At 58.5% G+C, this 13,640-nt stretch carries 12 protein-coding genes and 1 pseudogene; 5 read left to right on the forward strand and 8 right to left on the reverse strand.

Annotated features, from left to right (window positions below; translation table 11 throughout):
- Positions 1-56 precede the first annotated feature (56 nt).
- Positions 57-1,256 carry a M24 family metallopeptidase gene (locus C495_RS00235; RefSeq protein ID WP_008158854.1) on the forward strand — a complete coding sequence of 400 codons (1,200 nt, stop codon included), beginning with the start codon at positions 57-59 and terminating at the stop codon, positions 1,254-1,256.
- Positions 1,257-1,361: 105 nt separating this feature from the next.
- Here C495_RS00235 and C495_RS00240 read toward each other — a convergent pair whose 3' ends face one another.
- Together C495_RS00240 and C495_RS00245 are read right to left on the reverse strand one after the other, a co-directional pair.
- Positions 1,362-2,567, reverse strand: a complete 1,206-nt coding sequence (locus tag C495_RS00240) for a Cdc6/Cdc18 family protein (protein ID WP_008158856.1) — start codon at positions 2,565-2,567, stop codon at positions 1,362-1,364.
- 1,990 nt (positions 2,568-4,557) lie between these two features.
- Entirely contained in the window at positions 4,558-5,712 is a 1,155-nt protein-coding gene (locus C495_RS00245) for an iron transporter (RefSeq protein WP_008158858.1), read from the reverse strand.
- 173 nt (positions 5,713-5,885) lie between these two features.
- Between C495_RS00245 and C495_RS00250 the strand changes: the two genes are divergently transcribed.
- The 3 genes from C495_RS00250 to C495_RS00260 are packed head-to-tail and all read left to right on the forward strand — an operon-like array spanning position 5,886 to position 7,869.
- Positions 5,886-6,620, forward strand: a complete 735-nt coding sequence (locus tag C495_RS00250) for an SCO family protein (protein WP_008158860.1) — start codon at positions 5,886-5,888, stop codon at positions 6,618-6,620.
- A gap of 2 nt (positions 6,621-6,622) precedes the next feature.
- Positions 6,623-7,198, forward strand: coding sequence for a TlpA family protein disulfide reductase (locus C495_RS00255; protein ID WP_008158862.1), 576 nt, complete (start codon positions 6,623-6,625; stop codon positions 7,196-7,198).
- Between the two features lie 2 nt (positions 7,199-7,200).
- Positions 7,201-7,869 carry a cytochrome c biogenesis CcdA family protein gene (locus C495_RS00260; protein WP_049890054.1) on the forward strand — a complete coding sequence of 223 codons (669 nt, stop codon included), beginning with the start codon at positions 7,201-7,203 and terminating at the stop codon, positions 7,867-7,869.
- A 379-nt stretch (positions 7,870-8,248) separates the two neighbouring features.
- On the opposite strand, the gene C495_RS00265 is transcribed toward C495_RS00260, so the two are convergent.
- From C495_RS00265 to C495_RS00275, 3 genes are all read right to left on the reverse strand, one after another.
- Positions 8,249-8,461, reverse strand: coding sequence for a hypothetical protein (locus C495_RS00265; protein WP_008158865.1), 213 nt, complete (start codon positions 8,459-8,461; stop codon positions 8,249-8,251).
- Positions 8,462-8,566: 105 nt separating this feature from the next.
- Positions 8,567-9,520: a PGF-CTERM sorting domain-containing protein gene (locus C495_RS00270; protein WP_008158866.1), complete on the reverse strand. Its 954-nt coding sequence runs from the start codon at positions 9,518-9,520 to the stop codon at positions 8,567-8,569.
- A 462-nt stretch (positions 9,521-9,982) separates the two neighbouring features.
- Positions 9,983-10,474, reverse strand: coding sequence for an Lrp/AsnC family transcriptional regulator (locus tag C495_RS00275; protein ID WP_008158868.1), 492 nt, complete (start codon positions 10,472-10,474; stop codon positions 9,983-9,985).
- A gap of 195 nt (positions 10,475-10,669) precedes the next feature.
- Between C495_RS00275 and C495_RS00280 the strand changes: the two genes are divergently transcribed.
- Positions 10,670-12,013 carry an acetyl-CoA carboxylase biotin carboxylase subunit gene (locus C495_RS00280; RefSeq protein ID WP_049890055.1) on the forward strand — a complete coding sequence of 448 codons (1,344 nt, stop codon included), beginning with the start codon at positions 10,670-10,672 and terminating at the stop codon, positions 12,011-12,013.
- Positions 12,014-12,082: 69 nt separating this feature from the next.
- Here C495_RS00280 and C495_RS00285 read toward each other — a convergent pair whose 3' ends face one another.
- The 3 genes and pseudogenes from C495_RS00285 to C495_RS00295 all read right to left on the reverse strand — a co-directional run.
- Complete coding sequence (locus C495_RS00285; protein ID WP_049890056.1) at positions 12,083-12,844, reverse strand: LamB/YcsF family protein; 762 nt, start codon at positions 12,842-12,844, stop codon at positions 12,083-12,085.
- A gap of 209 nt (positions 12,845-13,053) precedes the next feature.
- Positions 13,054-13,296, reverse strand: coding sequence for an acetyl-CoA carboxylase (locus C495_RS00290; protein ID WP_008158874.1), 243 nt, complete (start codon positions 13,294-13,296; stop codon positions 13,054-13,056).
- A gap of 83 nt (positions 13,297-13,379) precedes the next feature.
- Positions 13,380-13,640 (reverse strand): annotated as a pseudogene (locus tag C495_RS00295) (hypothetical protein); the annotation flags it as partial.

Raw genomic sequence — 13,640 nt, forward strand, 5'->3', positions numbered from 1 at the left:
CGATCGGCAGCGACTCATGACCAAACGTTCTTTCGGCCGATACCCGAATCGACGGTATGGACGCTCCGTTCGCGACCCGAATACGCGACTGCAAACGCCGGCTTGAGGATGTCGACGCGGCGCTTTTGATCTGCTTTCCGAGCCCAAACCTGACCTACCTCACCGGATTCGAGGAGACGCCGTCGGAACGTCACCTGTTGTTGTTCGTTCCACGGACCGGCGATCCGGTTTTCGTCGCCCCAGCGATGTACGACCAACAGCTTGCAAGCTTGCCACTCGACTGTCGGTTCTGGAACGACGGCGACGATCCCGTCGAACTCGTCGACGATGTTCTCGAGGAGATCCTTGACCAGCCTCGTGGCGAACGGCAGACAACTGCTCGTGATTCCGCCGACCGATCGACAGCCGACGACACGACGCTCCTCGTCGACGATCGGCTCTGGGCGACGTTCTCACAGGACCTCCGCGCCTGTGTCCCGAACGCGACGTTCGGGCTTGCGAGTACCGTCCTCGAGGAGGTTCGAATCCGTAAAGACGCCCGCGAACTCGACGCGCTCCGGCGGGCCGGGGCGGTCGCTGACCGCGTCTCACTCGAGGTTCGCTCGCGCGGGGAGGATTTGATCGGGATGAGCGAGAGGGAACTGGCGGGTGAGATTGAACGGCTCCTCGCATCCGCTGGCGGCGGTGAGCCGGCGTTTTCGACGATCGTCGCGTCGGGGCCGAACGGCGCTCGGCCACACCACCACAGCAGCGACCGACCGATCGAGGTAGGCGATCCGATCGTACTGGATTTCGGTGCGTTCGTCGCGGCGGACCTCGAGGGTGGAACAGGTCGGTATCCGGGCGATCAGACGCGAACGATGGTGGTTGGCGAGCCCCCAGCCAAGTACAGGCAGGTGCATGAAACCGTACTGCACGCCCAACAGGCCGCCATCGACGCCGTCGAACCCGGTGTCACCGCCGGCAGCATCGACCGCGCCGCACGGTCGGTCATCGAGGACGCCGGCTACGGCGACGCGTTCGTCCACCGAACCGGGCACGGCGTTGGCCTCGAGGTCCACGAGCCACCCTACATCGTCGACGGCAACGACCGCGAACTCGAGCCCGGAATGGTGTTCAGCGTCGAACCGGGGATCTATCTCGAGGGCGAGTTCGGTGTCAGAATCGAAGACCTCGTCGTCGTCACCGACGACGGCGCTGAACGGCTCAACGACTCGCCACGCGGCTGGGCTACCGGCTCGGTGGGCGAACAGTAGATCACCTCGAAGACACCCGGTTTCCGGTGAAACGACCGAACGAAGGGGCGGCGACGAGCCGATCGGACAGGACGTTTCCGGTGAAATGTGCGAGAAAGGTACCGACTACGTCTCGTCCGTCTCGACGAGCACTTTCCGGACGACGTCAGGGTCCTCGAGTAACTGATGTTCAGTGTAACTCCCCTCCGCACTCCCACCGCTCTGTCGGGACTGTTCGATGATATCGAGAAACGCGTGTTCTTTCAGCAGATCCCGAACACGGCGCAACGAGAGCGTATCGGAGCCTTCCTGACGACAGATCTCCTCGTAGACATCGTAGATACGTGTCGTCCGGAACCCGTCTTCGTCCGTGCTGTTGAGTGCAAGCACCGCAAGCGCCTGCAAGACGTACCGTGAGTGTGGCGTCGATCCCCGAATGAGCTCTCGAAACCGATCAGTTTCGGCCCGCTCACGGGCCTGCACGACGTACTCTTCGCGGACGGTTTCGTTCCCGGTTGACTGTGCGATCTCACCCGCATACCGAAGGATGTCGATCGCCTTCCGCGCGTCGCCGTGTTCTCGAGCGGCCAGTGCCGCAGCGCGCGGGATCACAGACGAGTCGAGGACCCCGTTTTTGAACGCATCGCTGCGAGCCTGCATGATCTCGCGGAGTTGATTGGCGTCGTACGGCGGGAAGACGAACTCGCGTTCACAGAGACTGGATTTGACGCGCTCGTCCATCCGATCTTTGTACTTGATCTTGTTGCTGATCCCGATCACACCAATCTTACACGACTCGAGTTTGCCGGCCTCGCCCGCACGCGAGAGTTGCATGAGAATGTCGTCGTCATCGAGTTTGTCGACCTCGTCTAAAATAATGAGGACGACCTCGTACTGGGTATCGAGAACCTTCCAGAGGCGCTTGTAGTACGTCGACGTGCTGAGTCCTTTATCAGGGATCTTGATATCAGTGACAGCAGAGTCGTTCAGCGAATGCGCGATCGTCTGGACCGCCTGTGTCTCCGTACTGTCTTGTGCGCAGTCGACGTACGTGAACTCGGCCGTGACACCCTCTTCTTTGGCAACACGGACGAGTCGTTCGGAGATATGTTTGGCACAGAGCGATTTGCCGGTGCCAGTTTTCCCATAGATGAGCAGATTGCTTGGGCTTTGGCCGAAGATTGCCGGATTAACTGCGTTTGCGAGCTCAGCAATCTCGTCGTCTCGGCCAACGATCCGCCCCTCCTCCGGGAGGTGATTGATCTCGAGCAGTTCTTTGTTCTCGAAGATAGGATCGTCACGGGTAAAGAGGTCATCGCCGGAACTCGACATGGATCATAGACACCACGTTTCCGGTGAAACGTCTTTACTGTTTGGGATTGGAGCCGGCAAACCGTTGAGAGTGGAATAATAGGGAGTTAGAGGCGCTCTCGAGAAGGTACATAAGCAAACTGGTAGCTCGGTGGAAATTGGAGCACACACACACCACGTTTCCGGTGAAACGGAAAATAGGTGGGTTCGGGTTCCAGTGGAAACGGGGGTTCGGATTCACCGGAAACCGGGTGTGTTGAATACGACTCATTGAGGAAGCGGCCTATGAGAGGTTCTAGGCAGGAATTACGGACAATAAGCAGAAAACAGAAGAGCTCGAGACGTCTCGAGTTGGGCTGACCTCAACAGAACGAGCTCGATTGCAGTCAGTAGACCACGTGACCACAGAGCAGACCACGTGACCAACGAACAACTGAGCCACAGAGCGACGAGAACAGCACTACTGTGGAAATTCATCGTGTGAGTTCAGATGAGAGTACGATAACCGACAGAACAACTCGTGGTGAGACGCCACACTCGAGAGCGATTTCCGGTGAATTGTCCGATATTGACTTACGTCAAAGTCCTATTTCATATGGGACTTAATGGACTATTGGTTTAGTGGTTACTTATAGATAACTATACTATCAGCATGTATCATCGTAACCAAAGTCATCTTCGTGGTTAATTCCAGACGTTCCATCTTGGATAAGTGCATGCACTAAATTAGAATTTTAAGATTGTATCCGGTAGAGGCGTATTTTTATTGGTGAATGCCTGACGAACTCTGTGGATGATATGACTAACTTGCCTTTCAATAACGGCATATTCCATTCCTACGATGGTTCGTTTCTGCTTGCCTCACCCCCCCTTGTTCGTGGCGTTTCACCGGAAACGTGGTGTGTGTGTGCGACGTGTCGAGCACCGATCTCACCTGAGTTCTTGATTTCGACTGGGGGCACGCTCCACCCCATCCCCCTCTCGAGGCGTTTCACCGGAAACCCGGTGTGTGCGCGCACCGGTAGCCATCGAAAATTCGATCCGACTAACCAATCTCTCGTCCTGCCGTCGTGTGCTTCTTGGACGCTCCGTAGTTGTCCGTGCTCGAGCCCACCCTCGAGCACGGAGATCTGTCTCGAGATTCCACCGAACCTCTCGTTCACCGGAAACGTGGTGTGTCCCTCCGGACGGCCGGTCGTCGATATACGTCGACGGCGTGATCTGGTAGCCGCTTTTTTCCTCGACTGGTCTTGGTAGTCTACTCTTCTCGTTTCGAACGCGTGTTTCACCACTGCAGTTGTCTCTCTGTCATGTTCATCGGAAACCCGGTGTGTCTCTCGACGAGTACTCTGGTGTTGGGATCTCTCTCCTTGTCGCTAAGACTGTCTGCTCTTGTTGAAATTCACCGGAAACGCGGTGTGGATCTAGTCGACCGTAAGTCATACCGTTGGACAGCAGTCAGTGAGAACTCGGTCGCGAATTCGCGGCAGTCATCTTCGGGGACGGCCGCAGTAGTGCAACCGTCCTTCGAATAGTTCTGTCCGACAGTATCAATAGTAGTAGAGTCCGACCTCGTGTCCACAGTTTCGACACGTCGTTTCCGTTCCCTGTAGTCGGTTCGAGTCGTTCGCTTCATCGATTCCTATTCCTGATGGGAGGGTTGCATTCACGGCCGAATCGCATTCCGGACAGCCGATACGCATATCTGCTTGATCTGATTGAGACATCTCTCGGGCGTATTCGACTGTCGATGATAGTTATACTACACGTACGTTCGGATTCGGAACCGTTTCGGTCGATTCCAGGAGAGTAGGACGATGTTTCAGCTACCAGACGACCATCAGTTCACACCGCTCGTATTTGAGAGTCACTGGCTGCCGTCTGAGACTCCGGTTATCTGATCACCCGGTGATCACTGCTTGCTGTCCGATGGTCAGAGCGCAGATGTGGTGCTAACCGATCTTTACAGCCTCTTCACATAACTCTCATCTCACACCACCCTCGACTCATATCACTTCTCGTAGCTGTACGTTACCTCCTCGAACTCGAAAAACGCCGTCTCGTAGCCGTCATGTCGTGACACCTGCGGTGGTGAGTCGACGCCGATCGTTATTTCATCGCCTGCCTCGAGTGCGTCGAGTTCGAGTCCGTAGTGGTGGCCGAACTCGTGGTCGATCGTCTCACGTAGTGGTTTGTTCTCGAGAACGAACGTCCCGTCTCGTGAGATCGTTGCGCTCAGGGCTGCAAGCGGGAGGATGCAGTCGTTGTATGGGGTTCGTTTACAAACGACTAGGTACTGATTGTCATCTGAAATTCGATCGACATCACTCACGAGAGCGGTGAGCTCGGCGTCGGCGCTTCGTTCGGTTCCCAGTCGCTCGCCGGGCAACGAGTCGATCGGGGGGCCAGCCGACGTGGGTGGATGACCGAGTTCACCGAAGCTTTCGGGACTGGCGATTCCGCCGTGATCGTGATCGTCGCCGTGCTCGTCGCCGTGGCTTCCGTGGTCGCTGTGATCCATCAACGGGAGTGCATCACGGCTGCCGCGGCGCTCCTCGGCGATCAGGTCGTACTCGAGGTCGTGGATATCCGACCGTTCGAACTCGAACTCGATCTCGAGTGTCGTTGCGCGTTCGAACCGGGTTTCGAACCCCCCGCGCCCGTCGACGGTGAGTGGACCGACCTGAATGCGGGCTGTGTAGGTTCCTTCCTCCGGAAGTTGGATGTTGTCGCCGTAGTGAAAGCCCATCCGCTGGGAGAGCATCGGCCAGGGAGTGAACTGTCCGTCGACCGACTCGCCGTCGTGGAGCAACTCGAGGCTCGTATTCACCGGAAGGACGGTGTCCGTTTCGGTGTCCCAGACGGTGAGCATGAGATGCATACTGTCGTTGGCATCGACGTCGACCTGTTCCGTGTCCCCGGCAACGAGCCAGAATCGGTGGGGGAGCGTATAGCTCAATTCGACGGCGTACTCGCCTTCGCCCGCACGCCCGTAGCTCTTCATTTCCTCGCTGCCCGCGGGGAGATAGACGGCATCGGGTCGATTCTCGACGAGCGGCGGGTTCGACCAGGCTGATTGTTCTTCGAAGCCGAGTCGCTCGAGACAGCCGGCAACGCCGATACTGCCGGCCACGGCTGTTCCACGCAGAAAGCCCCGACGGTGCATTACGCTCGAGTTGGGGGTGCGGTGACAAAACGCCTGTTGGTTCACTGCTCGAATGGGTTTCGAGTCGCACTCGACGCCGGTTCACGGTTTCTGGCCCGTTATGTTCGATTACTGACTGAATGTTCGGTGGTTGAACCAACGGACATTTGATCCCGCGTTTCTACGAATTACGTATGGAACGGCGGACATATCTTCGCTCGCTCGGGGTCGCCGGTGTTGCTGGTGTTGCTGGCTGTCTCGATACGCTTGATGGGGCAGTATCCGGCGATGATAGCAGAACGGTCCTGTCGCCGTCCGACGACCACCCGTCCGATCCGCCGTACCCGAGCCACGGTGACGAGTTCCCGTCGTTTTCGATCCCCGATCCAATCGCAGAGACGACCGTCTCGCTCGACGATTTCGTCGGTGAGCGCCCGTTCGTGATGACGTACTTCTTTACGTCGTGTCCGGACGGGGCCTGTCCTGCCTTACTCTTGCGACTGCGACGGGTACAGGAAGATGCCGCCGAACACGGCTACGAAGACGATATCGGCCTGCTCGCGTTTACGTTCGATCCCGAACGGGATACATCGCCTGTTCTCCGAGAGTACGCCAACGAACAGGGTATCGATTACGAGGCTGACAACTGGCAGTTCCTCCGACCCGATACCTACGAGGAAGCCGAGTCACTGACAGTCGATACCTTCGGGATGGCACTCAGGCGCATCGACGATGACGACGAGCACGAAGAGAGCGACCACGACGACCACGACCACGGTGAGTACACCTTCGCTCACAACAATCGGGTAACACTCGTCAACGAGGATGGAATCGTCGAACGCGCGTACCCGAGCGCGGTACTCTCCGAGCACGCAGTCGATCCTGAGACGGTCGTTGAAGACACCAGAACAGTCGTGGGGGTGGAGTAACGATGCGCCGACGGGAGTTTCTCGCCGGCGTTGGAAGCGTTGGCGTCGTCGCTGGTGCCGGTGCAGTTGCCGTCTATGGGCTTCCATCCACTGATTCGTTGCGTGACGGCGATGGCGAGGGCGACCGCTACGACCCGCTCGAGATCGAAACCATCGATGCGCCGGGAAGCGACGCCGGAACGATACAGGTCCCGGACCCCGACCAACCGACGTTCGTCGATTTCTTCGGGACGTGGTGTGCGCCGTGTATCGAACAGATGCCGGCACTCGCCGAGGCCAACGAACGAATCGGCGACGACGTGGTTTTCTGCTCCGTTACCAGCGAGAACGTCGGCGACGGTGGCGCACTCTCCGAGGCAGAACTCGTCGAGTGGTGGGACGACAACGACGGCAACTGGACGGTCGGGCTCGATCCGACAGCCGAGTTGACGGCACGGTATCTCGAGGGTGGGTACCCGTCGGCCGTCGCGATCGACGCGTCGGGACGCGTCCAGTGGGCCGACTCCGGCGTCAAAACTGCGGACGAACTGGTCGCTGGGATCGAACAGGCACTCGAGGCCGACGCCGGTGATGAGTGAGTATGATTGATGGATCGCTCCCACTCGCGTTCGCGCTCGCGGCGGGCGTTGCGACGTTCTTTTCGCCGTGTGCTTATCCGCTCTTGCCGGGTTACGTCGGATTCTACGTGAGCCAGACCGAAGGTGAAGAGGCGTCGCTCTCGGGAGCACTCAGCCGCGGGCTCGTCGCCGGGACTGGTGCGCTCGTCACGTTCGGTGTCTTGCTGGTCGCTGCGTACTGGATCGGGCATTCGACGCTGTCGAACATCACGCTGTTCGAGCCGATCGTCGGAGGGATTCTTGTCGTCTTCGGACTCTTGATCGTGTTCGATCGGGCTCCGTCGCTGTCGATCACACTCCCGAAACGCCGCTCGAGCGTGCTTGGCTTCGGTATCTTCGGGGCCGGGTATGCGCTTGCGGCTGCCGGCTGTGTCGCGCCGCTGTTCGTCGCCGTCATCGCACAGGCGCTTTCCCTGCCGCCGCTGTCGGCGGCACTCGTCCTCGGTACGTACATCGGCAGCGTTGTCGTGTTGATGATTTCGCTGACCGTCGCCACGGGGATGGGACTCGTCGCAAGTGCCGGCCGTCTGGCAGCACACAGCGGTGCGCTCAAGCGAATCGCGGGCGTCGTCATGATCATCGCTGGTTTCGGCCAGCTGTATCTCTCCATCGTCATCCTCGACGTGATCTGATCACGTTCGACCGAGCCACTCCGTTTCTGCCGTCTCATACGGATTGCTGTCCCGATGTCTCGCCAATCGCCGACCCGTGCTGGCGATCGGCGGTCAGTGACTCCAGTAAATCGTATCAGTGATCGCTACAGCAAGGCGTGTCGAGACGTTCGCTTGCAAGCAGACCGACTGTGTTGGTCGTCACTGTAGCGATACCCAATGGATTCGAAACGACCCGACGTTCGATTGGACGACTCGCCGGACGAGGACGGTCTCGTGACCAAACGCGACGAGTCACGCTCGGTTCTCGAGCGGATTCGATCGTTCCTCCAGTCGTAGCGTCCCCGACTGCACGAGTCCTGCACCGGATGGGGCCGTGCCAGTCAGTACCATGGACTAATCACTCGAGCAGTCCGAGATCGGTCGCAACGAGGTCGGCGATCTGGTCGGCGATGTCGGGATCGACTGTGGCGATGTCGTCGCCGTTGTGCAGTTGTTCGTTGTGTCGTTCGATCGCGTCAGCCACAGCGTCGAGTGGCACGCGAGAGGTCGTTTCACACGCATCACAGACGATCGGGACCCCGGGATCGCCTGACTCGGTTCCGGCTGTCATTGGGTGGATCTCTCGAGCGGATTGTCAAAGACCCACTGATCTCACGTGAGTGAGCCGCTGAAAACGGTGCTCGAATGTGTGCTGGTCGGGTTCGTTCGGATTCCGTCAGCGTCCCCACCGACGGGACCCGAACAGTGCGGCGAGTGCCAGCGCAACGAGTGCAGCAGCGACGCCGAATCCGGGAAGTTCGTCGCCGGAGCCTTCATCACCGTCGACGTCATCCGTCTCGCCCGTCCCGTCCGTGCTCGAGGATGATGAGGAACTGTCCTCGTCTTCCGAGACGGGATCGCCGTCGGCACCGGTCTCCTCGCTATCGAGTTGGAGGACCGCAACGACCTGTCCGTGTGAGCCCTCGGGGTAGTAGGTCCAACTGCCACCGGCCTCCTCGTACGGCTCGGCAGCCTCGATTGGATCGATGTCGGTATCCCACGTGTCGTGTGCCTGTTGAATGTAGCCAACGACTTCGATTCTGTCGGCGTGTTCGCCGTCGATGTCGACTTCGCCGTACTCGACGGTTTCATCCTCGGGAAGTCCGTGGAACTCGAGACAGTGGCTGTCCATATACCCGTCACCCTGCGGGAGGTCGTCGGTCGTGCCGAATTGATCAGCGTCGAGTGGCCGGTCGTAGTGATCGGTCAGCGGATAGTGGACGGTTATTGGGTCGGCATGGCTGTGCCACGACGTCGATGCACCGGTGGGCAACGTTACCGTCGTATTCGGAACGGTTTCACCGACGATCGGTTCTCCGGCTTCGTTGAGGAGTGTCACACAGATTTTTGCGGACCCATCACCGAGATATGGCTCCCGATACTCGTCGCGCGGGTTAACGTAACTGACCCAGTTGCCGTCACTCGCTTCGTAGTATGGGTCGTCTGGCCCGGGTGCCAGTTCGACGTACGCGTCTTCGGAGACGTTCAGTTCAGTGTCCGAATCGGGCGGCATGACGTATGGATTCGCCGCCGAACTGTCGCTTGCACCCCCGACTGCACCGACTCCGACCAGTCCGATACAGAGCACGACGAACAGTCCCGTTAGCATGAACATTCGCGATCGGTCCATAATCATTCACCACACCACAGCTGATCCGAGGTCGGTCGGTCACACCAAACGTGGTGTTGCTCAGGACGGTCGTTTGTCCGTCGGTCCGAGGACGTGAACTGCTGTGCACTCGGTTGTCGTCGTATCATCGAAGATGATTGTCACGTATTAGTTTGTATATATATGCTGTCTACCCGTGGGTAATACGCTATTACAAGCCGGTAATCAATGACTATACGCCGAAAATCGCTGCTTCGACACTCAAGTCATGTCCGCAGTCGCCGAGTCGTGGTCATACTGCCGGACAGAACTATTCAACGACCGGTCGCGCTACTGCGGCCGTCATCCACGGAGACGGCCGCGATTTCGCGACTGGCGTTTTACTGNGAACTATTCAACGACCGGTCGCGCTACTGCGGCCGTCATCCACGGAGACGGCCGCGATTTCGCGACTGGCGTTTTACTGACTTCTGTCCGGCAGTATCAGTCGAGATCCACTGTGGTTGCAACGAGCGTCTCGAACTCGAAGTCGTTGAGCGGATGCGGTTCGTCCTTGACGGTCTCGACGACGAACTGCGAACTCGTCCGGACGACTTCGTTGATGCGCTCGTAGTCGCTGATGAGTCGGTGAACCATCTCGCGACCGGCGAGGTGTGCAATCACGACGAAGTCGGTCTCTCCCATCGTGAAATAGACCTGATTGACGCCTTCGATCTCGGCAAGTTTCTCACCCACCTGTGTGTGGTACTGTTCGTCGTACTCCGCGATGACCTCCGTAATGATCGTGATTTCGAGGCCGAGTTTCTCGAGGTCGATCGTGAACAGATCATCCAGTACGATTCCTTCCTCTTTGAGTTTCGTGATCCGATAGTGGACCGTCGACTTCGGAATCCCGGTGTGTGCCGAAATTTCGTCCGGGCTTCCCGTCCCGAGTGTCGCGATCGCCTGGAGAATGCGAATGCTACGCTCGTCCATGTCCTACGCAAGGCGGTGGGTAGATAAACACCATTCGAACGAACGGCTCAGATCCGAACGACGATCGAAAGTCGTGGGATATTTCGTCTCGAGGATCGGTCCTGATGATCCGACGATCACGTTCGTATATGAATTGTGTTCAACAACACATGATAAGTTAGACTTATTTGCCAATAGTCCGCATTACACTATATTGTGTTCGAAAGGGTGCTGATCGCGAACCGCGACGAAATCGCCGTTCGAATCATTCAGGCATGTACGGAACTCGGCATCGAAGCGGTCGCAGTCTACAGCGACGCCGACGAGGACGCCAAACACGTCCGGTTGGCCGACGACGCCTATCATATCGGCAACTCGAAAGCGAAAGAGAGCTATCTCGATCAAGACGCACTTCTCGAGGCTGCGCGCGAAGCCGATGTCGATGCGATACATCCCGGATATGGTTTTCTGGCCGAAAGCGAATCGTTTGCCGCCAACGTCGAGACCAGCGAGTTCGAGTGGATCGGCCCACCGAGCGATGTGATGGCTGACTTCGGTGAGAAGACCAAAGCCCGAAAAATCATGGATGCGGCTGACGTCCCGATCGTTCCGGGAACGACCGAACCCGTGACGTCGCCGGCAGAAGTCGAAGCCTTCGGCGAGGAACACGGCTATCCGATCGCGATCAAAGCCGACGGCGGCGGCGGTGGTCGTGGCCTCAAGATCGCATATGGCCCCGACGAGATCGAATCGAAACTACAGGAGGCGATCCGTGAGGGCGATGCCTACTTCGACAACCCCAGTGTGTACCTCGAGCGATTCCTCGAGGACCCACGACATATCGAAGTCCAGATCATCGCCGACGAACACGGCAACGTTCGCCACCTCGGCGAGCGCGACTGCAGCATTCAGCGACGGCAGCAGAAACTCGTCGAGGAGTCGCCCTCCCCCGTCTTAGATGAGGAAACCCGCGAGGAACTCTGTGACGCCGCGTGCCGTGGCGCTGCGTCGGCCGATTACGTCAACGCCGGCACGGTCGAGTTCCTCTATGAGGGCGGCGAGTTCTACTTCATCGAGGTTAACGCCCGTATTCAGGTCGAACACACTGTTACCGAGCAACTGACCGGAATCGACCTCGTCAAATGGCAGCTTCGTGTCGCTGCAGGTGAGGAACTTTCTTTCTCGCAGGACGAAATCGACCCTCGCGGCGCGGCCATCGAGTTCCGGATCAACGCCGAAGATCCCGACAACGACTTCATTCCACTGCCCGGCACGCTGTCGAAGTACCGGCCAGCACGCGGGATCGGCGTTCGCGTCGACGACGGGGTCGACGAGGGTGATTCGATCGCCCCCTTCTACGACTCGATGTTCGCGAAACTGGTCGTCACCGGTCAGGACAGAGCCGAAGCGATCGCCCGCGGGAAACGCGCACTCGAGGAGACGACGATCGAGGGCATCCCGACGACGCTCCCGTTCCACAAGCTGTTGCTCGAGGACGACGGCTTCGTTGCGAACGAACACACGACGACGTACGTCGAGAACGACCTGCTCGAGGAGTAAGCTACCGGCCCTCACCCGTTTGCAGGCCGAACAAGCGTCAGTCGCTTTTATACCGCATCGCGATCGCCGTTAGACGATTTCGGGCAGCGACGCGAGCTCGATGTCGTTGTCGTCGAGTCGGTCGTGAATCGCCTCGAGCACGGCGACGGCGTTCGGGTTGTCGCCGTGGATACAGATGCTGTCGGCGGGGACCGAGATCTCTTCCCCGTTTGCGGCCTCGACGACACCCTCCGTCGCGATCGAGACGAATCGGTCGGCGACCAGTTCGGGATCACGGTCCTCGAGCGTTTGTTCGACGATCAGCGAGCGGTCGGCTCGGTAATCGAGGTCGACGTAGCCCTCGAAGACGGCACGAAGGCCGTCGACGTCCTGTGCGACCTCGTAGATATTCATATCGGTCGCAAGATAGATGAGGTCGTCGTCGACCTCGAGCATCCCTTCCATGACTGCACGGGCGTGGTCGGGGCTTTCCGAGAGCATCGAGTACATCGCTCCGTGCGGTTTGACGTGCTGGACGGTCGCGCCGTGGCGACGTGCAAACCCCGTCAGTGCACCGAGTTGGTAGACGACGTAATCCCGTACTTCTTCCGGGCTGGCATCGATCTTTCGGCGACCGAACCCCATCTTGTCCGGGAGGCCGGGGTGGACACCGATGCCGACATCGTGCTCGGCGGCCAACGCGACCGTTTCACGCATGACGTGGGGATCGCCCGCGTGATAGCCGCCGGCGATGTTCGCGGACGTGATGTACGGCATGACGGCCTCGTCGTTGCCCATCTGCCAGTTGCCGAAGCTCTCGCCCATATCGCAGTTGATATCGATCGCTACCATGGGTGTAATTCTATCACAATTGCGCATATATCTTCCGTCAGTCTCCCCTCGTCAGGCCGACTCGTCGCATCGCAGCCAGAATGCGCATCTCTTTTTGGTCGAAGTGCAACTAAAACTGTCTCTGTTGGACCCGATGTGTCGCTGCATACCGATCACGGGTCGTTCGGCGGCCCGTCTTCGCATCGACGTTCGCTCGAGTCCGGTATCCGTTACTCGATCGTGACGAGTTTCTGATTGGCTTCGATTTCGGCTTCGTCTTCGACGAGGAACTCGCCGACCGTTCCTGCGCTGTCGGCTTCGATTTCGTGGAAGTTCTTCATCACTTCGACGAGACCGATCGTTTCGCCTTCCTCAACGGTGTCTCCTTCGTTGACGAACGGTGGGTCTTCGGGGTCAGGTCGTCGATAGAAGACACCTGGCATCGGTGAGTTGACTGTTGTTTTGTCGGACATAGTTGTGTGTTCTGTATTGAACTCGGTCTGGATTAGCTTCTTTGCTTCGGCTTCTGTTCAGGGTTCTGTCTACCAGTTGAACATCAGTCTGCAGCTTCGATTTCGGCTCGGATCTCTTCGAGGCGCTCATCACGTTCGTTGCGGGCTGCGATCGCTTCGTCAACGTCGACGTTTTCGAAGTATACGGATTTGTGGGTTTGGCGCTGTGCGAGCAGTCCGCGGTCGGCGCTGATGACGGTGCCGACGGTCGCGTAACCGCCACCCGTGACCGCATCCTGTAAGAGCACGATCGGTTTCTGTGGCATCTGGATCTGTCTCTTATACACATCTCTGAGCGGGCTGGC

It is taken from the genome of Natronorubrum sulfidifaciens JCM 14089 (assembly GCF_000337735.1).
Taxonomy (GTDB): Archaea; Halobacteriota; Halobacteria; order Halobacteriales; family Natrialbaceae; genus Natronorubrum; species Natronorubrum sulfidifaciens.

Bases quoted from the DNA above. Each gene is read 5' to 3' on its own strand.
- C495_RS00290 (WP_008158874.1), bottom strand. From the start codon at position 13,296: ATGTCCGACAAAACAACAGTCAACTCACCGATGCCAGGTGTCTTCTAT.
- C495_RS00260 (WP_049890054.1), top strand. From the start codon at position 7,201: ATGATTGATGGATCGCTCCCACTCGCGTTCGCGCTCGCGGCGGGCGTT.
- C495_RS00265 (WP_008158865.1), bottom strand. From the start codon at position 8,461: ATGACAGCCGGAACCGAGTCAGGCGATCCCGGGGTCCCGATCGTCTGT.
- C495_RS00275 (WP_008158868.1), bottom strand. From the start codon at position 10,474: ATGGACGAGCGTAGCATTCGCATTCTCCAGGCGATCGCGACACTCGGG.
- C495_RS00255 (WP_008158862.1), top strand. From the start codon at position 6,623: ATGCGCCGACGGGAGTTTCTCGCCGGCGTTGGAAGCGTTGGCGTCGTC.
- C495_RS00240 (WP_008158856.1), bottom strand. From the start codon at position 2,567: ATGTCGAGTTCCGGCGATGACCTCTTTACCCGTGACGATCCTATCTTC.
- C495_RS00285 (WP_049890056.1), bottom strand. From the start codon at position 12,844: ATGGTAGCGATCGATATCAACTGCGATATGGGCGAGAGCTTCGGCAAC.
- C495_RS00270 (WP_008158866.1), bottom strand. From the start codon at position 9,520: ATGGACCGATCGCGAATGTTCATGCTAACGGGACTGTTCGTCGTGCTC.
- C495_RS00245 (WP_008158858.1), bottom strand. From the start codon at position 5,712: ATGCACCGTCGGGGCTTTCTGCGTGGAACAGCCGTGGCCGGCAGTATC.
- C495_RS00235 (WP_008158854.1), top strand. From the start codon at position 57: ATGGACGCTCCGTTCGCGACCCGAATACGCGACTGCAAACGCCGGCTT.
- C495_RS00250 (WP_008158860.1), top strand. From the start codon at position 5,886: ATGGAACGGCGGACATATCTTCGCTCGCTCGGGGTCGCCGGTGTTGCT.